Annotated in this window: 24 protein-coding genes, 1 tRNA gene and 1 pseudogene; 15 read left to right on the forward strand and 11 right to left on the reverse strand. The window is 75.2% G+C overall.

The genetic code is table 11. The annotated features are described in order from the left end of the window. Window positions 1-81 precede the first annotated feature (81 nt). Genes ACGF7U_RS13500 through nagA form a run of 3 tightly spaced genes read left to right on the forward strand, consistent with a single transcriptional unit; the run spans window position 82 to window position 3037 of the window. Entirely contained in the window at window positions 82-1011 is a 930-nt protein-coding gene (locus tag ACGF7U_RS13500) for an SIS domain-containing protein (RefSeq protein ID WP_393106122.1), read from the forward strand. Beyond that, a complete protein-coding gene (locus ACGF7U_RS13505) occupies window positions 1008-1928 on the forward strand; it encodes an ROK family protein (RefSeq protein WP_393106124.1) in 921 nt (306 codons plus the stop codon). The genes ACGF7U_RS13500 and ACGF7U_RS13505 overlap by 4 nt, the downstream gene beginning before the upstream one ends. Further along, complete coding sequence (gene nagA / locus ACGF7U_RS13510; protein WP_393106126.1) at window positions 1928-3037, forward strand: N-acetylglucosamine-6-phosphate deacetylase; 1110 nt, start codon at window positions 1928-1930, stop codon at window positions 3035-3037. The genes ACGF7U_RS13505 and nagA overlap by 1 nt, the downstream gene beginning before the upstream one ends. Window positions 3038-3524: 487 nt before the next feature. On the opposite strand, the gene ACGF7U_RS13515 is transcribed toward nagA, so the two are convergent. Then, window positions 3525-4736: a DUF4032 domain-containing protein gene (locus tag ACGF7U_RS13515; RefSeq protein WP_393106128.1), complete on the reverse strand. Its 1212-nt coding sequence runs from the start codon at window positions 4734-4736 to the stop codon at window positions 3525-3527. Window positions 4737-4838: 102 nt separating this feature from the next. Between ACGF7U_RS13515 and ACGF7U_RS13520 the strand changes: the two genes are divergently transcribed. Both ACGF7U_RS13520 and ACGF7U_RS13525 read left to right on the forward strand, forming a co-directional pair. Continuing rightward, window positions 4839-5609 carry a phosphatase PAP2 family protein gene (locus tag ACGF7U_RS13520; protein ID WP_393106130.1) on the forward strand — a complete coding sequence of 257 codons (771 nt, stop codon included), beginning with the start codon at window positions 4839-4841 and terminating at the stop codon, window positions 5607-5609. A 10-nt stretch (window positions 5610-5619) separates the two neighbouring features. After that, complete coding sequence (locus tag ACGF7U_RS13525; protein ID WP_393106132.1) at window positions 5620-6858, forward strand: APC family permease; 1239 nt, start codon at window positions 5620-5622, stop codon at window positions 6856-6858. A gap of 89 nt (window positions 6859-6947) precedes the next feature. On the opposite strand, the gene ACGF7U_RS13530 is transcribed toward ACGF7U_RS13525, so the two are convergent. Further along, complete coding sequence (locus ACGF7U_RS13530) at window positions 6948-8738, reverse strand: NAD-binding protein (protein ID WP_393106134.1); 1791 nt, start codon at window positions 8736-8738, stop codon at window positions 6948-6950. A gap of 112 nt (window positions 8739-8850) precedes the next feature. Here ACGF7U_RS13530 and ACGF7U_RS13535 point away from each other — a divergent pair, with 112 nt between their 5' ends. The 4 genes from ACGF7U_RS13535 to ACGF7U_RS13550 all read left to right on the forward strand — a co-directional run bounded on the left by ACGF7U_RS13535 (window position 8851) and on the right by ACGF7U_RS13550 (window position 12956). Continuing rightward, on the forward strand, window positions 8851-9339 hold the full coding sequence (locus ACGF7U_RS13535) for an MSMEG_6728 family protein (RefSeq protein ID WP_393106136.1): 489 nt from the start codon (window positions 8851-8853) through the stop codon (window positions 9337-9339). A 97-nt stretch (window positions 9340-9436) separates the two neighbouring features. Beyond that, on the forward strand, window positions 9437-10969 hold the full coding sequence (locus tag ACGF7U_RS13540) for an FAD-dependent oxidoreductase (protein WP_393106138.1): 1533 nt from the start codon (window positions 9437-9439) through the stop codon (window positions 10967-10969). 122 nt (window positions 10970-11091) lie between these two features. Further along, on the forward strand, window positions 11092-12261 hold the full coding sequence (locus tag ACGF7U_RS13545) for a hypothetical protein (protein WP_393106140.1): 1170 nt from the start codon (window positions 11092-11094) through the stop codon (window positions 12259-12261). 251 nt (window positions 12262-12512) lie between these two features. Then, window positions 12513-12956, forward strand: a complete 444-nt coding sequence (locus ACGF7U_RS13550) for an HNH endonuclease (RefSeq protein ID WP_393106142.1) — start codon at window positions 12513-12515, stop codon at window positions 12954-12956. 96 nt (window positions 12957-13052) lie between these two features. Here the strand turns inward: ACGF7U_RS13550 and ACGF7U_RS13555 are convergent, their stop codons facing one another. From ACGF7U_RS13555 to ACGF7U_RS13570, 4 genes are all read right to left on the reverse strand, one after another. After that, the gene (locus tag ACGF7U_RS13555; protein ID WP_393106144.1) at window positions 13053-14663 is read right to left on the reverse strand and encodes a serine/threonine-protein kinase; all 1611 of its coding nucleotides are present in this window, start codon (window positions 14661-14663) and stop codon (window positions 13053-13055) included. Window positions 14664-14782: 119 nt separating this feature from the next. Beyond that, a complete protein-coding gene (locus tag ACGF7U_RS13560; RefSeq protein WP_393106146.1) occupies window positions 14783-15556 on the reverse strand; it encodes an enoyl-CoA hydratase/isomerase family protein in 774 nt (257 codons plus the stop codon). Window positions 15557-15678: 122 nt separating this feature from the next. Further along, complete coding sequence (locus ACGF7U_RS13565) at window positions 15679-16098, reverse strand: VOC family protein (protein ID WP_393106148.1); 420 nt, start codon at window positions 16096-16098, stop codon at window positions 15679-15681. Window positions 16099-16133: 35 nt separating this feature from the next. Beyond that, window positions 16134-16538: a helix-turn-helix domain-containing protein gene (locus tag ACGF7U_RS13570; RefSeq protein WP_393106150.1), complete on the reverse strand. Its 405-nt coding sequence runs from the start codon at window positions 16536-16538 to the stop codon at window positions 16134-16136. Between the two features lie 110 nt (window positions 16539-16648). On the opposite strand from ACGF7U_RS13570, the gene ACGF7U_RS13575 reads away from it, so the two are divergent. Then, the gene (locus tag ACGF7U_RS13575) at window positions 16649-17068 is read left to right on the forward strand and encodes a hypothetical protein (protein WP_393106152.1); all 420 of its coding nucleotides are present in this window, start codon (window positions 16649-16651) and stop codon (window positions 17066-17068) included. Window positions 17069-17328: 260 nt separating this feature from the next. On the opposite strand, the gene ACGF7U_RS13580 is transcribed toward ACGF7U_RS13575, so the two are convergent. Next, a tRNA-Thr gene (locus ACGF7U_RS13580) sits at window positions 17329-17405 on the reverse strand. Window positions 17406-17738: 333 nt separating this feature from the next. On the opposite strand from ACGF7U_RS13580, the gene ACGF7U_RS13585 reads away from it, so the two are divergent. Both ACGF7U_RS13585 and ACGF7U_RS13590 read left to right on the forward strand, forming a co-directional pair. After that, complete coding sequence (locus tag ACGF7U_RS13585; protein ID WP_393106154.1) at window positions 17739-18830, forward strand: ABC transporter ATP-binding protein; 1092 nt, start codon at window positions 17739-17741, stop codon at window positions 18828-18830. Between the two features lie 139 nt (window positions 18831-18969). Next, window positions 18970-19566 carry a hypothetical protein gene (locus ACGF7U_RS13590; RefSeq protein WP_393106156.1) on the forward strand — a complete coding sequence of 199 codons (597 nt, stop codon included), beginning with the start codon at window positions 18970-18972 and terminating at the stop codon, window positions 19564-19566. Between the two features lie 71 nt (window positions 19567-19637). Here ACGF7U_RS13590 and rlmB read toward each other — a convergent pair whose 3' ends face one another. Both rlmB and cysS read right to left on the reverse strand, forming a co-directional pair. Further along, entirely contained in the window at window positions 19638-20768 is a 1131-nt protein-coding gene (gene rlmB, locus ACGF7U_RS13595) for a 23S rRNA (guanosine(2251)-2'-O)-methyltransferase RlmB (protein WP_393106158.1), read from the reverse strand. Then, a complete protein-coding gene (cysS, locus tag ACGF7U_RS13600; protein WP_393106160.1) occupies window positions 20768-22183 on the reverse strand; it encodes a cysteine--tRNA ligase in 1416 nt (471 codons plus the stop codon). Before cysS ends, rlmB begins: the two co-directional genes overlap by 1 nt. 63 nt (window positions 22184-22246) lie before the next feature. Between cysS and ACGF7U_RS13605 the strand changes: the two genes are divergently transcribed. Both ACGF7U_RS13605 and ACGF7U_RS13610 read left to right on the forward strand, forming a co-directional pair. Further along, entirely contained in the window at window positions 22247-22894 is a 648-nt protein-coding gene (locus ACGF7U_RS13605) for an IclR family transcriptional regulator (protein ID WP_393106162.1), read from the forward strand. Between the two features lie 194 nt (window positions 22895-23088). Beyond that, window positions 23089-24075 carry a hypothetical protein gene (locus ACGF7U_RS13610; protein WP_393106164.1) on the forward strand — a complete coding sequence of 329 codons (987 nt, stop codon included), beginning with the start codon at window positions 23089-23091 and terminating at the stop codon, window positions 24073-24075. Window positions 24076-24104: 29 nt separating this feature from the next. Here ACGF7U_RS13610 and ACGF7U_RS13615 read toward each other — a convergent pair. Further along, window positions 24105-24221, reverse strand: a pseudogene (locus tag ACGF7U_RS13615) (HAD family hydrolase); the annotation flags it as partial. Between the two features lie 9 nt (window positions 24222-24230). After that, entirely contained in the window at window positions 24231-25196 is a 966-nt protein-coding gene (locus ACGF7U_RS13620; protein WP_393106166.1) for a DMT family transporter, read from the reverse strand. 76 nt (window positions 25197-25272) lie between these two features. Between ACGF7U_RS13620 and ACGF7U_RS13625 the strand changes: the two genes are divergently transcribed. Beyond that, window positions 25273-25818 (forward strand): CGNR zinc finger domain-containing protein, encoded by a 546-nt coding sequence (locus ACGF7U_RS13625; RefSeq protein ID WP_393106168.1) that lies wholly within the window; start codon window positions 25273-25275, stop codon window positions 25816-25818. Window positions 25819-25839: the final 21 nt, after the last annotated feature.

Genomic DNA, 25839 nt, shown 5'->3' on the forward strand with positions numbered 1-25839 from the left:
AACCGGGTTCGCGCAGAATAACGCGCGAAAGATGGCTCTAACGAGCCGTATTGCGCACCGCTCCCCTGCGTAGGAGTTCTCATGCCGTACGTCGACGCGGAGATCGCGAGCCAGCCCGACTGCTGGCGGGAGGCGGCGCGGGTCGCCGCCACCGCGGCCGACCGCCTCCCCCGCCCCGGCGAGCGGGTCGCCGTCGTGGGCTGCGGCACGTCGTGGTTCATGGCGATGGCGTACGCGGCCCGCCGCGAGCACTCCGGCCAGGGCGAGACCGACGCCTTCCAGGCGTCCGAGTTCCCCGCCGGGCGGCGCTACGACCGGCTGGTCGCGATCACCCGCTCGGGCACCACCACCGAGGTCACCGAGCTGCTCGCCGCCCTGCGCGGACGGGTGCCGACGACCGTCCTGGTCGGCGACCCCGCCTCCCCCGCCGTCGCGCTGGCCGACGCGGCGGTGCCCATGCCGTTCGCCGACGAGCGCTCGGTGGTGCAGACCCGCTTCGCGACCACCGCGCTGGCCCTGCTCCGCGCCCACCTCGGCGACAACATCGCCGCGCTCTCCGCCGACGCGGAGGTGGCGGTGCGCGCCCCGCTGCCGATCGACCCCACCCGGATCGAGCAGGCCACCTTCCTCGGTCGGGGATGGACGGTCGGGCTGGCCCAGGAGGCGGCGCTGAAGTGCCGCGAGGCGGCCACCTTCTGGGCCGAGGCGTACCCGGCGATGGACTACCGGCACGGGCCGATCTCGGTCGCCGCCCCCGGCCGGCTGGTCTGGGCGTTCGGCGAGCTGCCCGACGGGCTGCCGGAGGACGTGGCCGCGACGGGCGCGGCGTTCGTGCACAGCCGCACCCACGGCTGCCGCACCGTGCTGGGCAGCTGGGCCGCCGGCCGTACCCCCGTCGACCCGATGGCCGACCTGATCCTGGCGCAGCGCTTCGCCGTCGCGCTCGCCACCAGCCGGGGCCTCGACCCCGACGCGCCCCGGCACCTGAGCCGGTCCGTGGTACTCGCGTGAGCCCGGCCGACGTCGTCGTCGCGCTGGACGTCGGCGGCACCGGGATGAAGTGCGCCCTGGTCCGGCCGGACGGCGCCGTGCTGCACACCGAGCGGCACCCCACCGACGCCGGGCGCGGCCCGGAGGCCGTGGTCGACACCATCCTGGCGGTCGCCGAGGGGCTGGCCGGCAAGGCCCGCGCCGACGGGCTCGCCCCGGTCGCGCTCGGCGTCGCCGTGCCCGGGGTGATCGACGAGGCGCGGGGGGTCGCGGTCTGGTCCGCGAACGTGGGCTTCCGGGACGTACCGCTGCGGGACCTGGCGCAGGCGCGGCTCGGGCTACCGACGGCGCTCGGCCACGACGTGCGCGCCGGCGGCCTGGCCGAGGCGCGCCTCGGCGCGGGCCGCGACGACCGGCACGTCCTCTTCGTCGCCATCGGCACCGGGATCGCCGCGGCGCACGTGGTCGACGGCGTGACGGTCGTCGGCGCGCACGGTGCCGCCGGGGAGATCGGCCACGTGCTGGTACGCCCCGGCGGTCCGTCCTGCGGCTGCGGCCGTCCCGGCTGCCTGGAGGCGGTGGCCTCCGCGGGCGCGATCGGCCGGCGCTACGCGGCGCTGGCCGGCGTCCCGGCGACCGCCGCCGACGTGGCCGCCCGGGCGGCGGCCGGTGAGCCGCTGGCGGCGGACGTCTGGCGGGAGGCCGTCGAGGCGCTCGCCGACGGCCTCGCCATCGGCCAGGCCCTCTTCGACGTGGAGACCGTCGTGCTCGGCGGCGGCCTGGCGCAGGCCGGCGCGCTGCTGCTCGACCCGCTGCGGGCCGCGCTGCACGAGCGGATGACGTTCCACCGGGAGCCGCGCCTCGTCGCGGCGGCCCTCGGCGACGAGGCCGGCTGCCTCGGCGCCGCCCTGCTCGCTCTCGACAGTCTGGAGAAGTGATGGCCATTCGGGTGAACGGCAAGGTGGTGACCCCGACCGGCGTGATCCGGCAGGGCTGCGTGGAGCTGGACGGGGGCCGGATCACGGCGGTGGCCGAGTACCCGTCGGTGCGCGACGGGCACTGGATCGTCCCCGGCTTCGTCGACATGCACACGCACGGCGGCGGCGGGCACACCTTCACCACCGGCGACGCCGAGCAGGCGCGGCAGGCCGCCGACTTCCACCTGCGGCACGGCACGACGACCCTGCTGGCGAGCCTGGTCAGCTCGCCGTTCGAGCTGATGCGTGCGGCCACCGCGGCCTTCGCGCCACTGGTCGCCGAGGGGGTGCTGGCCGGCATCCACTTCGAAGGGCCGTACCTCTCCTCCGCCCGCTGCGGCGCGCAGAACCCCGAGTTCCTGCGCGACCCGTCGACGGACGAACTGGCCGAGCTGATCGAGCTGGGCGACGGCGCGATCCGGATGGTCACCCTCGCCCCCGAGCGGGACGGCGCGCTGGAGGCGGTCAAGCTGCTCACCGCGCACCGGGTGGTCGCCGCGGTCGGCCACACCGACGCCACGTACGACGAGACCCGCGCCGCCGTGGCGGCCGGCGCGAGCGTCGGCACCCACCTGTTCAACGGGATGCGGCCCGTGCACCACCGCGAGCCCGGCCCGGTGGTGGCCCTGCTCGACGCCCCGAACGTGGTCTGCGAGCTGGTCGCCGACGGCGTGCACCTGCACGACGGGATGTTGGCCTTCGCCACCTCGACGGCGGGCCCGGAGCGGGCCGCCCTGATCACCGACGCGATGGCCGCCGCCGGCATGCCCGACGGCGACTACGAGCTGGGCGGCCAGGCCGTCACGGTGGCGGGCGGGGTGGCCCGGTTGACCCGCGACGGCGCGATCGCCGGCAGCACCCTGACCATGGACGCGGCGCTGCGGCACGCGGTGGCCGCCGGCATCCCGATCGCGGACGCCGTACGGATGGCGGCCACCACGCCGGCCCGCGCGATCGGCCTCGGCGACCGGCTGGGCGCGCTCCAGGTCGGGCTCCGCGCCGATCTGGTGGTGCTCGACGACGACCTGAACGTGGTCCGGGTGATGCGCGGCGGTTCCTGGGTGGAGTGACCCCGGCGGGGCAGGGCGGAGGCGCGGCGGGGGCGTCCGGCCGGCCGGGCGATCCCGTCGGCTGGCGCAGGCCGCGTCGGCTGGCGCAGGGCGCGGCAGGGCGTCCCGGCGGTCGGCCGTGCGTGCAGGGTCACCGGCGCTCAAGACGGGAGGGTTCGTGTCCGCGCTGTCGAGCTGAATCGTCTACGACATCGCGCGGACCGCGCAGGCTGAATCGTCTACGACATCAGCTCGACAGCGCTCGCGGGCCTCAGCGCTCGCGGACCTCAGCGCTCGCGGACCTCAGCGGCGTCCGGGAAGAGGGTGCGGTCACCGATGAGCACGTCCAGCACCAGGGTCCCGTCCCCCAAGATGACCACCACCGCCGAACCGCCGAACCGCCGAACCGCCGCAGCGCCGCCCCACCAGCGCAGCGCCGCCGCGGCGCCGCCCCACCAGCGCAGCGCCGCCGCAGCGCCGCCCCACCAGCGCGGCGCCGCCCGGTGGGTCAGCCGGTGGTGGGGACCTCGACGCCGAGCACGGCCTGCTCGTCGGGGCGGTGCACGAGCACGTCGGAGAGGAACGAGTGCACGGCCGGTGCCATGCCGACGTCCCGGCCGGCCCGCTCGGAGAGCAGCCACTTGTGCTCGATGATCTGGGCGAAGAGCTCCTGCGGCTCCAGCTTGCGGCGCAGGTGCGCGGGGACCGCCCGGACCACCGGCTCGAACACCTCGGTCAGCCAGCGGTGGGCGGCCTGCTGCTCGTCGGTCAGGTCGCTCTCGGCCCGGTAGGCGTCCAGGTCGTTGAGCAACCGGCGGGCCTGGTTCTCCTCCGCGTCCAGGCCGGTCAGGCGGAGCAGCCGCCGGGTGTGGTAGCCGGCGTCGACCACCTTCGGCCGGATCAGGTAGCGCCCGTTGTCGATGGTCGACATCGCCACCTCGGCCACGTCGAAGCCCAGCTCGTTGAGCCGCCGGATCCGCCCCTCGATGTCGTGCCGGGCCTCCCGCTCGACCTGCTGCTCGTAGGTGATCTCGTGCCACAGCCGCTCGTAGCGCTGCACGACCTCCTCGCAGACCACCTCCGGGTCGATCGACTCGTGCAGCAGGCCCGCGGCCTGGAGGTCGAGCGCCTCGCCGAAGATGTTGACCCGCGCGATCTCCAGGTCCTCGCCGCGCTGCCCGTTGGAGAGCGACTGGTGCAGCGCCCCCGTCTCCGCGTCAACGAGGTAGGCGGCGAAGGCGCCGGCGTCCCGCCGGAACAGCGTGTTGGACAGCGAGCAGTCGCCCCAGAAGAAGCCGGTCAGGTGCATCCGCACGATCAGGGCCGCCAGCGCGTCGAGCAGCCGGCCCATCGTCTCCGGGCGCAGCGTGTGCGAGAAGAGCGCACGGTAGGGCAGCGAGAACTGCAGGTGCCGGGTGATCAGCACCGGATCGAGCGGCTCACCGTCGTCGGTCTGCCGGTCGGCGACGATCGCCACCGCCTCCACCGACGGGAAGTCGATCCGCTCCAGGGCGCGGAGCAGGTCGTACTCGCGCTCGGCGACCCGCTCGCCGGTCTCCTTGACCGCGTAGACGTAGCCGCCGAGGCGGACGAACCGGACGATGTGCCGGGAGATGCCCTGCGGCAGCGCCACCAGATGTTCCGCAGGCCACTCCTCCAGCGGGGTCGACCACGGGAGGTCGAGCAGCGCCGGGTCGACGAGGGCTGAGGTGATCCGCACGGGCACAAGTCTGACGGCTCGCCCCGGCGAGCGCCTCCCTTCGTGGCTCGGCACACAGCCGCCCCGGCCCGTCCCGGTCCCGCGCCGTCCGGGGCCGGTAGCGTGGTCGTCGTGCGGGAGACCACGACGGTACGGTCCGGAGCACGGCTGAGGCCGGTTCGGCCGGCCGGCTGGTGGTTCGACGCGTTCCTGCTCGCCGGATTCGCGGCGCTGACCCTGGCGCTCGCCGAGGGGCTGCTCCACGATCTCGACCTGGCGGTCAGCGAGTGGGCGTTCGCGCACGACCCGGCACCGCTGTACTGGACCGCCCGGGTGTTCAACCTGCTCGGCCAGGGCGGTTGGCTGCTGATGCCGGTCTCCGGCGCGCTCGCCCTCGCGGTGGGGTGGCGCCGGCACTCCGTCCGGCCGCTGTTGCTGGTGGCGGGCGCGTTCGTGCTGACCTACCTGACCATCGGCCCGCTCAAGACGTGGACCGACCGGGCCGCGCCGAGCGCGACGGTCAAGGAGCCGTTCCTGCCGCCGGGCGAGGCGGTGGAGATCTTCAACCGGCTGCCGGCGGGGGCCTACTCGATGTCCTACCCGTCGGGGCACGTCGCCAACGCGATCGTCTGGTACGGGGTGATCGCCGTGCTGCTGACCGCGCTGACCGCCGGGCGGCTGCCCCCGGTCGCGTACCGGCTGATCCGGTTCGCGCCGCCGGCGATCCTGCTCGTCACCACCACCTTCCTCAACTTCCACTGGCTCACCGACGGGCTGGCCGCCCTGCTGCTCGGCGTCGTCCTCGATCGCGTGCTGCACCGGGTGCCCTGGGACGACCTGCCGTTGCCCGGAGCGCTGCGCGACTGGGACCGCCCGTTCATCTCGACCCCCTAAGGTGCCCGGCGTGGATCAACTGGCGCGCCGACTGGGCGTACCCGACGCGGTGGTCATCGGCCTGGGGTCGATGCTCGGCGCCGGCGTCTTCGTGGTCTTCGCGCCCGCCGCCGCGGCGGCCGGCGGGGCGGGGCTGCTGGCGGCGCTGGTGCTGGCCGGCTTCATCGCCTTCTGCAACGCGACCAGCTCGGCGCGGCTCGCGGCCCGTTACCCGGAGTCCGGCGGCACCTACGTGTACGGCCGGGAGCGGCTCGGCCCGTTCGCCGGCTACCTCGCCGGCTGGGGCTTCGTGGTCGGCAAGACCGCGAGCTGCGCGGCGATGGCGCTGACCATCGGGGCGTACCTCTGGCCGGGGCAGGCCCGGCTCGTCGCCGTCGGCGCGGTGCTGGCGGTGACCGCCGTGAACCTGCGCGGCATCGGCAAGACCGCGACCGCGACGAAGGTGCTGGTCGGCGTGGTGCTGGCGGTGCTGGCCCTGGTCGCGGCGGCGGGCGCGGTCGGCGGTGACGTCTCGCTGGACCGGCTCGGCGACCTCGGCGGCTCCGGGCGGGGCGTCCTCACCGCCGCCGGGCTGCTCTTCTTCGCCTTCGCCGGGTACGCCCGGGTGGCCACCCTCGGCGAGGAGGTACGCGATCCGGAGCGGACCATCCCCCGGGCGGTGCCGCTGGCGCTCGGCATGGTGCTGGCGATCTACCTGGTGCTCGCGGTGGTCGCCGTCGGCGTGCTCGGGGCCGACCGGCTCGCCGCGTCCGCCGCGCCCCTGGCCGACGTGGTGACGGCCGCCGGGCTGCCCGGTCTCGCGTGGCTGGTCCGGGCGGGGGCGACCGTGGCGGTGACCGGGGTGCTGCTCTCCCTGCTCGCCGGGGTCGGGCGCACCGTGCTGGCGATGGCCCGCCGCCGCGACCTGCCCGGCGCGCTCGCCGCCGTCCACCCGGTCCACCGGGTGCCGCACCGGGCCGAGCTGGCCGTGGCCGCCGTGGTGGTGCTGATCGTGCTGCTGGGCGACGTCCGGGACGCGATCGGCTTCTCCAGCTGCACGGTGCTGGTCTACTACGCGATCACCAACGCCGCCGCGCTGACCCTGGGTCGCGACCCGGCCCGACGCCTGCCGGTGCGGGCGCTGGCGGTGCTGGGGCTGGCCGGCTGCCTGCTGCTCGCGGTCAACCTGCCGCTGTCCAGCGTCCTCGCGGGCTTCGCCGTGCTCGCCGCCGGCGCCGCCTGGTACGCCCTGCGCCCCCACCGGGCCTGACGCCGGGCAGCACCGGGGGCGGCAGGCCGGGGGCGCGGCGACCGCCGCCGGCCGTCAACTTCCGGCAGCGGCCGAGACCGGGGCGACGGTCAGTCCTCCGGCGGCCGGGGCGCCGGCGTGACCGGGTCCTCCGGCGGGGGCGGCGCGGCCTCGCGGAGCAGGGCGTTCAGGCCGGCCCGCCGGGCCACCACCGTCAGCCGGTCCCCCGCGACAATCACCAGCCGCGGATCGGGCTCCCAGTCGAGGCGCTGCCCGGCCCGGGCGTGCGCGAGCAGGCGTACGCTCTCGGCCCGCCCGACGGCGGCGAGCGGCCGCCCGTCCAACGACGAGCCGGCGGCGACGACGACCTCGGTGACCAGCAGCGCGTGCCGGCCGACGGGGATGGTGGCGATCACCGCGCGGTCCAGCAGCGCGGCGGCGAACGACGGCGCGGCCAGGTACGACACGCTGCGCGAGACGCCGATGCCGAACGCCTGCTGGACGCGCTCGGCGAAGTGGCCGTCGAAGAGGCGCAGCACCACCTGGAGCTCGGGGTTGACGGCCCGGCCGTTCAGCGCCGCCTGGAGGTTGGTCTCGTCGTCGGTGGAGACCACCACCAGCGCCTGGCAGCTGCCCACCGAGGCCGCCTGGAGGGTCTCCTCCAGCGCGGCGTCGCCGACGATCAGCGGCACGCCGAGCCGCCGGGCCAGCGCCGCACCGCGCGGCTCGGGCACCTTGTCGATCGCCACCACCTCGACGCCGAAGTCGCAGAGCTGGGCCATCACCCGCGTGCCGACGTTGCCCAGCCCGACCACCACCACGTGCCGGGACCGCTCGGGCTGGATCCGGCCGGAGTGCAGCGCCAGCCGGGCGTTGACGATCCCGTCCACCACCACGGCGGTGATCAGCGGGATCAGCGCCAGCCCGGCGAGGTTGAGCACCACCTGCATGACCTGCTGGGCGATCGGCTTGTTCGGATCCGGGTCCTGCCCGCTCAGCGTCGTCACGAGCGTCAGGTAGAGCGAGTCACCCCAGTTGGCGTGCGTGGCGCGACCGTTGAGCCAGCCGAGCACCCCGATCACCGCCAGCAGCGTGATCACCGCGATGCCGATCTTGCGGGTGGCGAAGCTGCGTACCGCGCGGAGCAGCACGGTCAGCGGGCGGCGACGCCGCCGGGCCCGCCTCAGCCGGCGCGCGGCCACCTCGGTGCCGGGCGGCGCCCCGGTCGCCTCGGCGAGCACCACGTCGGCGGCGGACCCGTCGGCGGGCAGCACCCGGACCTGCTGCGGGTCGCGGGTGTCCGCCACCCCGCAGACCACGTCGCCCGGGCGTACGTCGTCGCGGCGGGCCACGTAGAGGGTGCGCCCGCCGTGCCGGAAGTGGGTCGGGGCGACCTCGCCGAGCGCGGCGGCCACGAAGGCGGGGGCGGCCATCGACGCGTCGGAGAGCACCGCCGAGTCGGGGAAGATCTGCCGCACCCCGTTGGCGAGGCCGGTGTTGAACATCCGCACCACCAGGCGCAGCCGGGGCTCGACCTCCTGGGCGCAGAGCGCGGCGTGCATGTTGCCGACGTCGTCCTGATGCAGCAGGGCCAGCCCGTCGGCGCCGGCCAGCCCGGCCCGCCGGAAGGTGACCTCGTCCAGCCGGTCCGCCCGCACCACCTCGACGCCCTGGAGGTCCCGCCCGTCCGGCTCGTCCGAGCGCGGGCGTTCCGGCACGACCAGGGTGATCCGGACGCGGCCCGTCGCCTGTAGCTCGGTGGCGAGTAGCGCCCGCACCACCCAGTAGGCCAGCGCGTCCCGGCCGCAGACCACGTAGTGCGCCCGCGCGTCCCCGTTGACCCGGAGCCGACGCCCCGCCCGCCGCGCACGATCCAGCAGGGGCTCCGCCATGCGCCGCATGGTAGTCAGCCGGTCGCACCCCGCGCAGCCCTGTGATCATGAACGCTGCTCGGCCGGCATGTCCCGACGCTCCGGGCAGATTCCCCGGCCCGTGGGCGGGTAGACGAGCGGCATGCAGACGTTCCTGCCGTACCCGGACTTTCTGGCCAGCGCCCGGACGCTGGACCAGAAGCGGCTGGGCAAGCAGCGGGTGGAGACGATCCAGGTGCTGCGGGGGCTCACCCGCCCCACGTACGGCTGGCGCAACCACCCGGCGGTGAAGATGTGGGCCGGGTACGAGGAGGCGCTCACCCGGTACGGGCTGGACGTGTGCGCGGTCTGGTGCGAGCCGGGCCGGGCCGACACCTGCGCCACCACGATGACCGCCGACCTGGCCGCCGCCTGCGGCCTGACCCGCGTCCGCACCCAGGCGGAGCTGGCCGAGGCCGGCGAGCTGCCGCCCTGGCTGGGCCGCGAGGACCTGCACCTGAGCCACCGCTCGTCGCTGCTGCGCAAGGACCCCGGGCACTACCGCCCCATCTTCGGCGACGACGTCCCGCCCGACCTGGAGTACGTCTGGCCCGCCTCGGACCGTGAGCGGCGCTGCCTGGCGCCGCGGTGACGAAACGGGCGCCTCGGTGGCGACCCGTGTCGCGCGAGCGGCCCCTCCGGGCGCCTGAGGGGGCAGACTGGAGGCCCACCCGGGCGGGGAGGTGCATATGGCGCTGTCGCAAGTGGTCGGCCGGCTCGTCGGTGTACGCCAGCACGAGGTGGACCCGGGCGGTGGTGGCGCCCCCCGGGTGCCGCACCCGGTCGGGGCGGTGGTGGTCGGCGGCGGGATCGCCGGCATGTCGGCGGCGGTGGTGCTGGCCGAGCGCGGCGTGGCGGTGACCGTGCTGGAGGCCGCGCCGACCCTCGGCGGCCGGCTCGGGGCCTGGCGGGAGACGCTCGCGGACGGCACCCGACAGGTCAACGAGCACGGGTTCCACGCGTTCTTCCGGCAGTACTACAACTGGCGGTCGATCCTGCGCCGCGCCGACCCGGCGCTCGGCTTCCTCCGACCGGTCCCGGGCTACCCGATCCTGAGCGAGCGGTGGCCGACCGAGGAGTTCGGCAGGCTGCCGCCCGCGCCGCCGGCGAACCTGCTGGCGCTGCTGCTGCGCAGCCCCAGCCTGCGCCTGCGGGACCTGCGCGGGATGGACCGGGACGCGGCGCTGCCGCTGCTCACCTACGATCCGGTGCGCACGTACGCCGAGTTCGACGACACCACCGCCGACGAGCTGCTCACCTCGCTGCGCCTGCCGGACCGGGCCCGCGCCATGCTCTTCGAGGTCTTCTCCCACTCGTTCTTCAACCACGAGGCGGAGATGTCGGCCGCCGAGATGATCGCGCAGTTCCACTTCTACCTGCTGGGCAACCCGGAGGGGCTGGCCTTCGACTGCCCCGACGAGGACTACGCGACGGCGATCTGGGAGCCGCTGACCCGGCACGTCGAGGAGCACGGCGGCCGGGTGCTGACCGGCGCCGCCGCCACCGCGCTGACCCGCGACGGCGCCGGATGGCGGGTGGCGACCGCCGACGGCACGTCGTACGCCGCCCGGCACGTGGTGCTCGCCGTCGACCCGCCCGCCCTCGCCGCGTTGGTCGCGGCGTCGCCCGGCCTGCGCGACCACGCGCCCGCGCTGGTGGAGCGGATGCCCGACTTCGGCCGGCCCGGTCCGCCGTACGCGGTGGCGCGCTACTGGTGCGACGGGGACGTGGCCGCCGACCGGGCGGTGTTCAGCGGGGTGTCCCGGCAGCCGACCCTGGACTCCGTGACCCTCTACCACCGGCTGGAGAACGAGTCCCGGCGCTGGGCCGGACGCACCGGCGGCTCGGTGGTGGAGTTGCACGCGTACGCCTGCGAGCCGGGCGTGCCCGCCGGCGAGCTGGCCGAGCGGATGCGGGCCGAGCTGACCGCGCTCTGGCCGGAGGCGGCGCGGTTGCGGGTCCGGGAGGTGCGGGCGCGGGTGGCGGCGCAGGCGCCGGCGTTCACGCCCGGCAGCCACGCCTGGCGGCCGGGGGTGCGCACCGATGCCGACGGGCTCTACCTGGCGGGCGACGGCATCCGGACCGACTTCCCGAGCGCGCTGATGGAGCGGTCGGCGGCGACGGGGATCGTCGCGGCCAACCACATCCTGCGGGCCGAGGGCGGCGCGACCGAGCCGGTGCGCTCGATCCGGCCCCGGGGCCTGCTCGCCGGCCGACGCTGACGGGAGCCGCCGAGGCGGCCGGCGGCCGGCGGGCGGCGGGTAGCGATGGTGGCAAAAAGGGACAAACGGGTCGCTCGGCTCGCCTAGGCTGATCCTCTGGGGTGAGCCGGGAGGTCAGCGGGATGTCGCCGCGTGGAGACGACGGCCCGCTCGTCGCCGACGTGCCGCGGGACGACGCGTACCCGCTGATCCGGGACGAGCGGGCCTGCATCGTGACCGCACTGCGGCTCGGCTGGTGGATGGCCGACGCGTACCACCACGCGCAGACCGCCGAGCCGCTCGACGCCGGGGAGGACCGGCCGGCGGGCGCGCCGGCGAAACTGTCCAACCTGACCGAGATGTCGGGACGGCGGCGCATGCAGATGTACCTCGACGGGGTGGAGGTCGCCCTCGGCCAGATCGCCGAGCTGACCCGGCGCGACGGCCCCGCGCCGTCCACCGCCGACGCGAGGGACCGGGTGACCGGCGGCGCCCGGGACGACCTGCTGCTCGCCCTCGACGACCTGAACGTGGACGTGCTGCGCTGGACGATGGCGACCAACCACCGGGTGGGGCTGGCGTACCGGCTGGGGCGCTCGCTGGCCGACACCGTCCGGCACGGCGACGCCGAGCAGGTGACCCGCCGCTTCGGCGGCCGGCAGATCCAGCTCAGCCGCTGGCTGGGCGAGCTGGCCAGCGTGCTGCCCCCGTACTCGGCCGCGGTGGTCCGCCGGTCGCTGGCGACGTGGGCGTCGGCGGTCGCCCGGGCGGGCGTCGGCGATCCCGCCGAGGCGGGGCTGCCCGACCTGGCCCGCGAGCTGCGCAACCAGGGCGAGCTGTGGCGGGGCGTGCTCACCGGCGGCCTGCACCCGAGGGACCTGCTGGACGAGGAGGACTACGCGGTCGTCGCCCGCAACCTGATCATTCGGGACCGGCGGCTGGTGGTGCAGGCCGCCCGGGGGATCTTCTGGCCGGTGCTCGTACCGCTGCTGGCGGTGCTGTTCGCCGTGGTGGGGGTGAGCGCGCTCGCGGCGGCCGGCTCACCGGCGACCCGGGCCGCCGTGGCCCTGCTCGGGCTGGGCGCGGGAATGGCCGCGATCTGGCGCACGGTCTCCGGGCCGGCGCTGGCGGTCGCCGGGGAGGTCAACCGGCCACTGCTGGAGAGCGAGCTGACCGTGCGGATGGCGCTGCGGATCGACCGGCCGCTGGCCGCCGCGCGGGCCGCCGGCCGGGCCCGCCGGCAGCGCCGCCCCGACGAGGCGACCCCTCGATCGAAATCCGTTGCCCGTCTCTCGCCCGCCGACCTACCGTGATCCCGCAAGGTCAACCACCGCCACGGGAGCCCGTCATGTCGATGTCGCACGTCACCCGCGTGCCGTCGTGGCTGCCCGGCCGGGCGCACCCGGCGTCCGGCGGCGGTTGCCGAGCCGAAGGCCCCGGGGGCGGCCGGCCCGACTGACGCGTGCCCGCACGACGTCGAGCCGCCCGTCCGCACGTACCGGACCGGGCGGCTCTTTCGCTGTCCGGCCCGTCGAGACCGTCACCGCCACGAAGGGAGACACCGGTGGACGCCGTCCTCGTCGTCAACGCCGACCTCGGCCCGCTGCACCGGGTCACCGTTCAGCACGCGATCCGGATGCTCTGCCGGCGGGTCGCCGAGATCCACGAGGCCGAGCCGGACCGGGTGATCGGGGTCTTCCCGGTCCCCCGGGTGGTCCGCCTCGTCCGGTACGTGGTGACCCGCTGGCGGTTCAGCGCCGGACCGGCCTGGTCGCGGGCCGGGGTGCTGCGCCGGGACGGTCGGTGCTGCGCGTACTGCGGCGGGCCGGCCGGCACCATCGACCACATCCTGCCCCGCTCGCGCGGCGGCCGGAACACGTGGCGGAACACGACCGCCGCCTGCTACGAGTGCAACCAGCGCAAGGGTGACCGGACGCCGGCCGAGGCGGGCATGCCGCTGCGGCGCGAGCCGGCGACCCCGAGCTGGGCGGCGCTGGCCGGGCGGTGACGGACCGGCCGGCGGGAACGGGGGGCCGCGTCGGGGGTACGACCCCCGGCGCGGCGCCCGCCGGCCCCTGACCGGGGACGGGGCCACGGACAGCGGCTACCGGCCCTCCTCCTTGACCCGGGGAACCGGGCGGCCGTTGGCGCAGCGCACGGTGACCACGCTGCGGCTCCCGGCGGAGACCAGCTCGACCCGCACCTCCCGCGCCGGGCCCGGCGCGTACGCCTCGGCGTGGTGGCCGGCGGCGGGCGCGACGTCGACCACCACGGCGAGCTTCCCGTCGCAGCGGACCGTCACCACCCCGCCCCGGGAAATCACGTCCGTCCCCGGCGGCCGCATGGGGGACGGCTCGACGCCGCCGGTCGGCACCGGCGCGCTCGGGCTCGCGCCGGTGGGGCCCGGCGCTGTGGGCGCGACCGGTCCGGGGCTGGACCGACCGGCCGCCGTCGCGGACCCGGCCGGCGGGCCGGCACCGGGGGCGGCCGGCCGCTTCGGGGCGTCGGCGGTGACCGGCAGGGCGACGCTGGTGGACCCCACCGTGCCGGTGCCGATGCCGGTGCGGGGCTCGTCGGCCGCGCCCGGCCGCCGGACCGAGGGGTCGCCGAGCGTGCCGGCCACGGCCACCGCCCCGACCACCGCCGCGCCCAGCGCCATCAGCACCCGCGAGGCCCGTCTCGACCGCCAGCCCTGCCTCGACCGCCAGCCCCGGCGCGCCGGGCGGACGTCGTCCCCGGCGGCCGGCGCCGCGTCGGCACCGGGCGACCCGCCGGAAGGCCGCACCGACCCGTCCTCCGGCCCCGCCGCGGTGTCCGCGTGCCCCGCCGGATGGTCCGCGGGCCCGATGGGAACGTCCAGGTGTGTGACCGGAATGTCCGCGTGCCACACCGTCGGGTCCGGCATCCGGGTCAGCGCCCCGGCGAGGACGCGCGCCGCGTCGGCGGCCGAGGGCCGGTCGCCCGGGGCCTTCGCCAGGCACCGCCGGTACAGCCGGCCGATCTCGGGCGGCACGCCGTCGACCTCCGGCAGCGGGCCGGGCTCGGCGTACGCGTGGGCGCGCAGCATCCCCGTCTGCGTCTCGCTGTGCCACGGCAGCCGACCGGCGAGCACCTGGTGCACGAGCAGGCCGAGCGCGTAGACGTCGGAGGCGGGCAGCACCTCCCCGGCGGCGAGCCGCTCGGGGGCCAGGTACGCCGGGGTGCCGAGCAGCCGCCCCTCGAAGTCGATCTCGGGTGTGCCCGCGACGGCGGCGATCCCGAAGTCGACCACCTTCGCCCCCGTCGGGGTGAGCATGACGTTCTCGGGCTTGACGTCGCGGTGCACCAGCCCCTGCGCGTGGGCGGCGGCGAGGCCGGCGGCCACGTCCGCGCAGACCCGCAGGGCGTCCCGGGGCGGCAACGGCCCGGCGGCGAGCCGCTGCGCGAGCGTACGGCCGGTGAGCAGTTCCATGACGACGAAGGGCACCCACCGGCCGAAGAGGACGGACTCCCCGTAGTCGTAGACGTTGGTGACGTTGGGGTGCGAGAGCCGGGCCGCCGCCTTCGCCTCGTCCTGGATCCGCCGCCGCGCCGGGGGGTCCGCCGCCACCAGCACCTTCACCGCGACGTCGCGTTCCAGCACCTCGTCGTGCGCCCGGTGGACCACGGACATGCCGCCCTTGCCGAGACGCTCGCCGAGCCGGTAGCGGCCCGCGAGCAACTGATCACGCTGCACAGCGGACAGCCTGCCCCACCGCACCGCGCGACACCACCCACGTGCGGACCGTGTCCGCCGCGGCGCGGTCAGTCGGTCCGTTCGGCCAACCCGTACGGCGGGAGGAAAATGGCCGGCGGTCAGGGGCGGGCGGGCGGCGTCCAGCCGAAGCGGGGCGGGCGGCGCTCGTTGACGGCGGCGACGCCCTCGCGGGCCTCGCCGCTGGCCCGAACCTGCCCGTGCCACCAGGCGATCCGGTCCTCGTCCGCCCGACCGTCGATGATCTCCTTGGCCGCCGCGACGCTGAGCTGCGACCGGGCGACCACGGCGCCGGTGATCTCGTCCACCCGGGCGGCGAGGCGGTCGACCGGCAGCACCTCGTCGACCAGGCCGATCCGCAGCGCCCGCTCGGCGTCGATCAGCTCGGCCGTGAAGAGCAGGTGCTTGGCCGCGGCCGGGCCGACCAGCCGGGCCAGCCGGCGGGTGGTGGGCGCCGGATACACCAGACCCAGCCGCGCCGGCGGCACGCCGAACCGCGCGTCGGCGGCGGCGATGCGCAGGTCGCAGGCGACGGCGAGCTGGCAGCCGCCGCCCACGCAGGCGCCGTGAACGGCGGCGACGGTGGGCTTGGCGAAGTCGGCCAGCCGCTCCTCGGCGGCGACCGCGAGGGTGAGGTCGCCGCCGTCGAAGAGGTCGTCCAGGTCACCCAGGTCCGCGCCCGCGCAGAAGGTGCCCTCGGCGCCGGTGAGCACCAGCGCCCGGACGACGGGGTCGGCCTCCAGGCCGTCGAGCAGTTCCGGCAGCCGCCGCCACATCGCGGTGGTCATCGCGTTGCGCCGGGCCGGATTGTGGATCACCACCGTGGCCACCGCACCCGTCACCCCGACGAGGAGTTCCGCGTCCGCCACCGTCACCACCCCTTCGTCCCGGCCGTGCGGCCGGCCCGCCGCGCCGGCCGCCCGGATCGGCGGCGCCGGTGCGGCGACCATAACGGCGGGGGCCCGGAGACCACCCGGGCGGGGTGGCCGCCGCCAGGTCAGCTCCGGGGGAACATCTGGCCGATGCGGATCTTGTTGCCGAACGGGTCGCGGATGCCGAAGTCGATCCCGTACGGGCGCTCCATCGGCTCGTCGGTGATCTCGACGCCCTTGGCGACCAGGTCCTCGTACGTCTTGTGCGCGTCGTCGGTGGTCATGAAGAGGAAGCCGCCCAGCGCCCCCTTGGTCAGCAGCTCGCGGACCTGCTCGGCGGTGGCCGGGTCCAGCGCCGGCGGGCCGGGCTTCTCCAGCAGGATCTCGCGGTTCGGGTCGCCGGGGACGTTGACCGTGAGCCAGCGCATGAAGCCGAGGTCCTGGTCGGTGTTGACCTCCAGGCCGAGCTTGCCGACGTAGAAGTCGAGGGCCTCGTCCTGGTCGAGGACGTAGATCTGGGAGCGGGTGATCGCGTTCATCGTCATGCCGAAGACGCTACGGGGCGGCCCTCACCTGCTGCTTATCCAAAACTGCTGGGCCGGGTCCAGGCCTTGGCGAAACAGCTCGGCACGGTCGCGGCGATCGGGGCCTTGCGCCTGCGGTACTCCGACGGCGGCTCGCCGACGATCTGCCGGAACGTGCGGCTGAACGTGCCAAGGCTGGAGAACCCGACGGCGTAGCAGATGTCGGTGACGTCCCGGTCGCTGTGCAGCAGCAGGTACATCGCCCGCTCCACCCGCCGTCGCTGCAGGTAGCGGTGCGGGGTCTCGCCGAAGGTGGCCCGGAAGGTGCGGATGAAGTGCGCCTCCGAGACGTACGCGATCCGGGCCAGCGCCGGGATGTCCAGCGGCTGGTCGTACGCGCGGTCCATGGCGTCCCGCGCGCGCAGCATGGCCCGGTTCGACTCCTCCGTGGCCCTGCTCACGCGGCCAGCTTACGGAACGATGCTCTGCTCGTGGGCCGTCGGGAACCGCCTTCCTCGAAGATCATCGTCATGGGATAGTCGCTCTCCTGAAAGGAACGGAAGGGGAGATCATGCGGAAGCGTGCAAGGGCGGGCGTCGTCGCGGCGCTGGCCACCGTGCTGGTTGCGTCGACGTCGACCGCCGCCTACGCGGACTACTACGGCTGCGAGTCGGCGGGCGGCAGCAGCCTGGACTGCCACGTCATCTACGGGGACAGCACCAGTTCGAAGGGCGAGGGCTGGTTCCTGGCGTACGGCGAGAGGCTGTACGCGTACGACGGGGCCGCGGACGGCCGGGGCGTCTACGTGAACGCCACGTGGTGGTCCGGCAGCACCAGGCACGAGAACGGCTTCCGGCTGACCAGCGGCCAGTACACCAGTCGCACCCTGGATCTGGGGGACATCGCCGAGGGAACCAGCGTGACCTTTACGACGTGCCAGACCAACGACGGAAACCTGCTCAACTGCCGTACCCAGACGGCAAGGGCCTAGCCAGGGAGGCGGGGGCCGCACCGGGCGATGACGCAGATCCGGTCGTGGGTCTACGCACCGATCCGGCTCGGTGCGGCCCCCGCTGACCTTGGGCGGACATCAGCACCGCGATCGCCCGCCGCGGCTTGACGGGCCCTCCGCCGTTCCCGTGATCCCGCTGTCCCTGATTGCCGGCTGCCGGCGTTGCCGTCAACCCGCCGGCTCGCGACCCAACCCGCCGGCTCACGACGGCGCCGGGCGCGAAACGCCTGGCGGAAAAATGGAGCCCCCGGCCGGGATCGAACCGGCGACATCTCGCTTACAAGGCGAGTGCTCTGGCCAGCTGAGCTACAGGGGCGCGTGGCGTCGACGTCAGCATAGCGACTGACGTCCGGATTTCCCCCTCGGCAGGCCCTGCGAGCACGGGAAACGTCGTCATCTCGGGCCTGCCCGCCAAGCGTCGGGGTCGATTGATGTCTCCCCGTGCCCGAGTGCCCGGAATGCGTATGCCATCCGTCCCACCCGATGCTCCCCGTCTTGGCAGGATACGGAAAGCCGTTTACCGTGCAGTGACACGGATGACACCTCGATCATCGGCGCGTCGCCCGTGGGCCGGTGCACGCACGTGCCGGCCGCTCCTTCCACTCGGATCGTCCGGCACGTTCCTGCCGGTGAAAGGAAGCACCTGACCATGGCTACGGTCACCTACTCCAAGGCATCCCGGATCTACCCGGGCACGGAGCGTCCCGCCGTCAACCAGCTCGACCTGGAGATCGGCGACGGCGAGTTCCTCGTCCTGGTCGGCCCCTCCGGTTGCGGCAAGTCCACCAGCCTGCGCATGCTCGCCGGCCTGGAGGACGTCGACCAGGGCTCGATCTACATCGACGACCGGGACGTCACCCACCTGCCGCCGAAGGCCCGCGACATCGCGATGGTCTTCCAGAACTACGCGCTCTACCCGCACATGACGGTGTACGAGAACATGGCGTTCGCGCTCAAGCTGCGCAAGACCTCGAAGGCCGAGATCGACCGGCGGGTCAAGGAGGCGGCCGGGCTGCTCCAGCTGGAGGAGTTCCTCAACCGCAAGCCGAAGGCCCTCTCCGGCGGTCAGCGCCAGCGGGTCGCGATGGGCCGGGCGATCGTCCGCGAGCCGCAGGTCTTCCTCATGGACGAGCCGCTGTCGAACCTCGACGCGAAGCTGCGTGTGCAGACCCGTACCCAGATCGCGTCGCTGCAGGCCAAGCTGGGCGTCACCACGGTCTACGTCACGCACGACCAGATCGAGGCCATGACCATGGGCCACCGGGTGGCGGTCATGCTCGACGGCGTCCTCCAGCAGGTCGACACCCCGCGGGCGCTCTACGACACCCCGGCCAACGTCTTCGTCGCCGGCTTCATGGGCTCCCCCGCCATGAACATCAAGACCGTGCCGCTGAACGAGCGGGGCGCCGCGTTCGCCGAGATGCACATCCCGCTCACCCGCGAGCAGGTCGAGGCCGCCCGCGCCGAGGGCGGCGACGGCAAGGTGACCGTCGGCTTCCGGCCGGAGGACTGCGACCTGGTCAGCCCGACCGAGGGCGGCATGCCGGTCGTCGTCGAGCTGGTCGAGGACCTCGGCTCGGACGCCAACGTCTACGGCCACGCCGCGCTCGAGGGCAACAACGAGCGCTTCGTGGTCCGCACCGACCGGCGCACCATGCCGAACATGGGCGACACCGTGTTCGTCAAGCCGCGCGAGGGCCGCAGCCACGTGTTCAACGCGGCCACCGGAAACCGCATCTGACGTACGACGAGACGGGGGTGCCCACCGATCGGTGGGCACCCCCATCGTCGTCTCCGGGCCGGCATCCGGGTTGTCACCGAAGCGCCGCCGCGCCGGCCCGGCATAGGTTCGACGCGACTCGTAGCGAACCGAGGAGCCCGTGCCGACCATGATCCACATCCCGCCCCAGGCCCCTGTGTCACGCGCCGGCAGCGCGTACCGCCTGGGCCGCTCGGCGATCCGGGGCCTGCTCTACTGCGCGGCGCTGGTCCCGGTCGCCGTGGCCGCGCTACCGGCCGGGCTGCTCGGTCGGGGGCGGTCGGTCGCCGGGTGGTGGGGCGCCCTGCGCGCCCGCCTGCTGGGCCGGCCGGATGTGGAGCCGGCAGGTCGGCCGGGGCCGGTGGCCGTCGTCAACCACGCCGTGCTGAGCCTGCTGCTGGGCGCCGCCGCGCTGGTGCCCCTCGGGGCCACGCTGCTCACCGTGGCACGCGGCGCCCTGTACGGCTTCGTCGAGCCCGGCCCGTTCGACGACGCGTGGGGCGGTCCGACCCTGGCCGGCGCCTGGCTCGCGCACTTCCTGATCGGCATCCCGTTCGCGCTGGCCGGGCTGGCCGCGCTGGCCGGCATCGCCGCGATCCACCAGCGGCTGACGCTGGCTCTGCACGGCGCACGACGGGCGCCCTGGCTCATCCCGGCCACGGTGGTGGTCGCCCTGTTCGGAGCGTTGGTCATCTTCGCCTGGAGCCGGCAGCTGTAGGACCCATGAACGAGCGCGCGGAAGGGGCGGCCCGCCACGGGCGGACCGCCCCTTCCGCCGTGTCAGCGGGCTCAGCCCTCGGCGGCCCGGCGGCGCGCCACCTCGGCGAGGGTGACCGCGGCGGCGACGCTGGCGTTGAGCGACTCGACCTCGGAGACCATCGGGATGCTCACCGTGAGGTCGCAGGTCTCGCCGACCAGCCGGGAGAGCCCCCGGCCCTCGGAGCCGACCACGACGACCAGCGGGCCGACGGCGGCCTCCAGGTCGTAGAGGTCGGTCTCGCCGTCGGCGTCCAGGCCGACCACCACGAAGCCGGCGTCCTGGCACGCCTTGAGCGACCGGGTCAGGTTGGTCACCTGGGCGACGGGCACCCGCGCGGCCGCGCCGGCGCTGGTCCGCCAGGCGGTCGCGGTGATCCCGGCGGCACGCCGCTCGGGTACGAAGACACCCTGCGCGCCGAAGGCGGCGGCGGACCGGATCACCGCGCCGAGGTTGCGCGGGTCGGTCACCCCGTCCAGCGCCACCAGCAGCGGGGCGGTCTGCTCCAGCGCCGCCGCGACGAGGTCGTCGAAGGGCTCGTACGCGAACGGCGGCACCTGGAGCCCGACGCCCTGGTGCAGGACGCCGCCGGTCATCCGGTCCAACTCGGCGCGGCTGATCTCCAGGATGGCGATGCCCCGGTCGGCGGCCGTCCGGACGATCTCGTTGACCCGGTCGTCGATGTCGATGCCCTGGGCGGTGTAGAGCGCGGTCGCCGGCACCTGGGCGCGCAGCGACTCCAGCACCGGGTTCCGCCCGACCAGCAGCTCCGGGGTGTCCTTCGACGGGTTGGACTTGCGGCCCGGCGCGACCCGGGGGCCGCCGCGGCCGGCCGGCCGACCGCCCCGGCCGGCGGTGCCGCGCCCGCCGCCCGGCGTGCCCCGGCCACCGCCCTTGCCCCAGGTGGTGTCCTTGCTGCCCGGCTGGCCGATCTTGGGGGCGCGCCCCTCCTCGGCCGCCGCCCGGCGCTCCTTCTCCTGCTTCCAGGCGGTGCGCTGGGGCAGCTTCTCGGTGCCCGAGTACGCCTTGTGCCAGGGCCGCTCGTCGGCGGGCAGGGTCCTGCCCCGCCCGGCGAGGGCGTCCTTGTTCTTGCCACCGGAGCCCTTCGGGGCTCCCGCCTTCGGCGTCAGTCGCCGGCCACGGCGCTGCGAGTTGCCGGCCATCAGTCCTGCTCTCCAATAGTCCAACGGGGGCCCTGCGGGGTGTCCTCCACCACGACGCCGGCCTGCTTGAGCTGGTCGCGTACCGCGTCGGCGGCGGCCCAGTCCTTGCGACCGCGGGCCTGGGCACGCTGCTCCAGGGCCAGCGCGATCAGGGAGTCCACCACGGCGCGCAGGTCGTCCGCGCGGCCGCCACCGGTCCACGCCGGGTCGAGGGGGTCGACCCCGAGGATATCCAGCATGGCGCGGGCGGCGGCCAGCGCCGTGCGGACGGTCACATCGTCGCCGCCGGTCAGCGCGGTGTTGCCGTCGCGGACCACCTCGTGCAGGACGGCGAGCGCGGCGGAGGTGTTCAGGTCGTCGTCCATCGCCGCCGCGAACGCCCCCGGCAGCTCGCCGAGCTGGCCGGCGCCGACGCGCTCGACGGCCCGCTGCACGAAGCCCTCGATGCGGCGGTACGCGACGGCCGCCTCCCGCAGCGCCTCCTCGGAGTAGTCGATGCGCGAGCGGTAGTGCGCGGCGGCGTAGTAGTAGCGCAGCTCCACCGGGCGCACCCCGAGCGAGTCGACGTACGTCAGGTCGAGGGCGTTGCCGAGCGACTTGCCCATCTTGGCGCCGCCGATGCTGAGCAGCCCGTGGTGCACCCAGTAGCGGGCGAACGGCAGCCCGGCCGCCTGCGACTGGGCGATCTCGTTCTCGTGGTGCGGGAAGGTGAGGTCCAGCCCGCCGCCGTGGATGTCGAACTCGGCGCCGAGGTAGCGCCAGCACATCGCCGAGCACTCGATGTGCCAGCCCGGCCGGCCCCGCCCCCACGGCGACGGCCAGTAGGCGTCCGCCGGCTCGTCGGGCTTGGCGCCCTTCCAGAGCGCGAAGTCGCGCGGGTCCCGCTTGCCCCGGTCGGGCGCGTCCCCCGCGGACTGCATCGCGTCCACCGACTGGTTGGACAGCGACCCGTAGGCCGGCCAGGAGCAGACGTCGAAGTAGACGTCGCCGGAGCCGTCGGTGGCCGGGTAGGCGTGCCCGTCGGCGATCAGCTTCGTGATCAGCTCGTGCATCTCCGGGATGTGCCCGGTGGCCCGCGGCTCGTACGTCGGCGGCAGCACGTTGAGCGCCCGGTAGGACTCCGCCAGGACCAGCTCGTTGGCGTACGCGATCGACCAGAAGGGCCGCCCCCGCTCCACCGCCTTGGCCAGGACCTTGTCGTCGATGTCGGTCAGGTTGCGGATGAAGGTGACCTCGTAGCCGGCGGCGAGCAGCCAGCGGCGCAGCACGTCGTAGTTGACGCCGGAGCGAAGATGACCGATGTGCGGCGGGGCCTGGAGGGTGAGACCACACAGGTAGACCCCCACCTTGCCGGCTTCCCGCGGGACGAAGTCCCGCACCGATCGGGTGGCGGTGTCATACAGGCGTAGTGTCACCGTACAAGGGTAGCCGTCCACGCTTTCCGGGATCGGCCGGAGCCGGGTCGTACGCTGCTCGGCGTGGACACGACGGCGCGGGGCGGGGAGACGGCGCAGACCCTGGACCGGGGGCTGCGGCTGCTGCACTTGGTCGCCGACGCGCCGGGCGGGCTGACAGTCACCGAGGCGGCGAACCGGCTGGGCATCGGCCGGGCGGCGGTCTACCGGCTGGTCAGCGCGCTGACCGCGCACGGAATGCTGCGCCGCGACGGCGACGGCCGGCTGCGCCTCGGCGCGGGGGTGCTGCACCTGGCCCGGCGGGCCCAGCCGCTGCTGGCCGAGGGGGCGCTGCCGGCGCTGCGCCGGCTCGCCGAGCAGGCCGGCGCGACCGCCCACCTGACCGTGGTCGAGGGCGGCGAGGGGGTCGCGCTCGCCGTGGTGGAGCCGAGCTGGACGTCGTTCCACGTCGCGTACCGGACGGGGGCGCGGCACCCGCTGGAGCGCGGGGCGGCCGGGCGGGCCATCCTCGCCGGCCGGGCGGGCGCCGCCGGCCCCGTGAGCACCGCCGGGGAGCTCCAGGCCGGGGCGTACGGGGTGGCCGCACCGGTGCTCGGCGTGCCGGGCCTGGAGGCCAGTGTCGGGGTCGTCGCGCTGGCGCCGCTGGACAGCGAGACGGTCGGCGCCCAGGTCCTCGCCGCCGCCACCGCCATCGCCGCCGCCCTCTCCTGACCGCCCGCCGACCGCCGGCCCACCGGGCTCACCGATCCGCGGTGCCTGACCGCCCGCGGTGCCTCGCCGGCCAACGGGCCCCTACCACATCCGCCGGTCGTCGTGGCGGTCGTCCACAGCGTGCCGCCCGGCGGGCGGGCCGGCTCGTCCACAGGGGCGTCGGGGCGGACGGAGTGGCCGCGACGCTGGTCCACATGCCACCCTCACCGCACCGGCCCAGCGCCCTGGCCTGGCAGGTCTTCCGAGGCTCCGACGCGATCCGGCGCGGTCTCGTCACCGAGCACCAGCTCCGCAGTTCCGCCTGGACGCGTCTGCGCCACGACGTGTACGCCGATGCCCGGCTCGACCGCGATCACGCCCTGGCGTGCCGGGCGGCCACCCTGCGCCTGCCGCCCGAGGCGGTGGCCGCCGGCCCCTCGGCGGCGTACCTGCACGGCGTCGCGCATGCCGCCGCCTTCACCGACGACGTGCACGTCCTCCTGCCCAGGACGATCCGGGTGAGCCCCCAGCGCGGCCTGCGCGCGCACTCCGTGGGACCGGCCACGCCGCCACCGTCCGCACCGGCGCCGGGCGCCGACCTGCCGCGCGACCGGCCCCACGCGTCCGCCCGTCCGACCGACGACGCGACGACGGCGCCACTGAGGACCGCCGGGCCACCGCCCAGGACGGCGCCGGCCGCGGCGGCGTGGGAGACGGCGGTCTGGTTGGAGCCACTGCGTGCGGTCGGCATCGTCGACGCCCTGCTCAGACAGGGCCTCACCAGCCGCGACGAGCTCGCCGAGACCGCCGACCGGAACGCCGACCGACCCGGCGGCCGGCGGGCGCGCTGGGTGTTCGGCCTGGCAGATCCGGGCGCCGGGTCGCCGGACGAGTCGCAGCTGCGGGTCCGGTTGGTGCTGGCCGGGCTGCCGCGCCCGGTCACCCGGCACCCCGTCGACCTGGCCCCGGGGCTGGTCCTGCGTCCCGACCTGGCCTGGCCGCGATACCGGGTCGCCGTCCGGTACGCCGGACGCCGACACGTCGACGCCGGCCACCCGCAGCTCGACCACCCGCAGCTCGACCAGCTCGCCGCGGCGGGCTGGCTCGTGCTGTCCGCGACGAGCCGACGCCTGCGCCAGGAGTTCCCGGCCCTGCTGGTCGAGGTCCGCGCCGCCCTGGCGGCCCGCGGCTGGCGGAACTGACCCGCCTGCCGGGCCCGCAGAGGCCGAGGGCTGCCCGACGGCGGCGTCAGCCGCCGCATCTCCCCGGGTACGGCCAGGCCACCGGTCACCGCCGGACGCAGGTCGGGCAGGGTCTCGTCGGCGTCGAACACCACCGTGGTCAGCACGACGACGGTTTACGACAGGGCGGCCTCGGTGGGTCGCGGCTCCGGGTGCTCCTCGGCGCGGGGCGCGCGCAGCTCGTCGACGCGCACCAGTGCGACACCGGCGACGATCAGGGCCCCACCGAGGAGCTGCACGACGGTCGGCAGCTCGCCCAGCACCAGCCAGGCGATGAGGACCGCGAACATCACCTCGGTCAGCCCGACGAACGACGACAGCCGGGCTCCGAGGATCCGGGCCCCGGCGATCCCGGCGAGGTACGCGACCACCGCGGCGACCAGCGACAGGCCGGCGATCGGGAGCAGCCAGCTGGTGCGCTGCCCCGCGAACGTGACCTCACCGAAGGTGGCCCGCAGCGGCAGCGCCCCCACCGCCCCGAGCAGCAACAGGACGGCCGCGCCGACGGCCATGCCGCCGCTGGCCAGCGCCACCGAGGGCAGACCCTCGTCGACCCGCCCCGCGAGCACGAAGTAGCCGGCGAGGCCGACCCCGGCCCCCAGCCCCCAGAGCACGCCCACCGGGTCGAGCCGGGTGGCGCCGGTCAGGTCGAGGACGAAGAACAGGCCGGCGAGGGCCGCCACCGAACCGGCCACGGTCAGCCGGCGGGGGCGCTGCCCGTGGACCAGCCACATCCAGCCCACGACCAGGATGATGCCGAGGTACTCCAGCAACAGCGCGACGCCGACCGGCAGGTAGCGGACCGCGTTGAAGAAGCAGACCTGTGCCGCCGCGACCCCGAGCAGCCCGAACACGCCGATTGTGGCGAGGTTGCGCCGCAGCACGTCCCACTTGCCGCGCAGCGACAGCGCCGCCGGGATCGCCACCACCAGGGAGGCGATGCCGACCCGGGCGACCACGGCGGCCTCGGCGGACCACCCCGCGTCGATCAGCGACCGGGCGAACGTGCCGGAGGTGGCGAAGGTGACGGCGGAGAGCAGGGCGAGGCCCAGGCCGAGCCCGGCGGCGGGTGGTTGGCGCATCGATCCGCTCCTAGCTGTCATCAGTCAACCGTCGGTATGCTCATGACGCTAGGCCGGCCCCCTGACAGGAGTCAAGTTGCTCTTCGCCCATGACACGGACTGCTCCCTGATCGCGGCCGCCGCGCTCGTCAACACCGACGGCCCCGATGGCGACGGGCTGCCCGACATCGCCGCCCTGGACGCCTTCTACCTCGCGCACGCCTACACCGGCCGGCACGAGCACACCGAGGCCGAGCTGCGGTCGGTCCGCGACCTGCGCCCCCGGCTACGCCGCATCTGGTACGCCGACACCGACGAGGTCGTCACCGTCGTCAACGGGCTGCTCCGCGAGAACCACGCGCTGCCGCAGCTCATCACGCACGACGACGAGCCGTACCACTTCCACGCCGTGCCGCGCGACGCGCCGCTGGCGGCACGGATCGCCGTGGAGGCCGCGATGGCGGTGGCGGACCTGGTGCGCTACGGCGAGCTGAGCCGGCTGCGGATCTGCGACCACCCGGACTGCGCGAACGTGCTGGTCGACCTGTCGAAGAACCGCTCCCGCCGGTTCTGCGACGCGGGCTGCGGCAACCGGGCCGCCGTCACCGCCTACCGGGCCCGCAAGGCCGCCACCCGGCCCTGAGCCGGCTGCCGTCCCGCAACG

The organism is Micromonospora sp. NPDC047670 (genome assembly GCF_043204915.1).
Lineage (GTDB): Bacteria > Actinomycetota > Actinomycetes > Mycobacteriales > Micromonosporaceae > Micromonospora.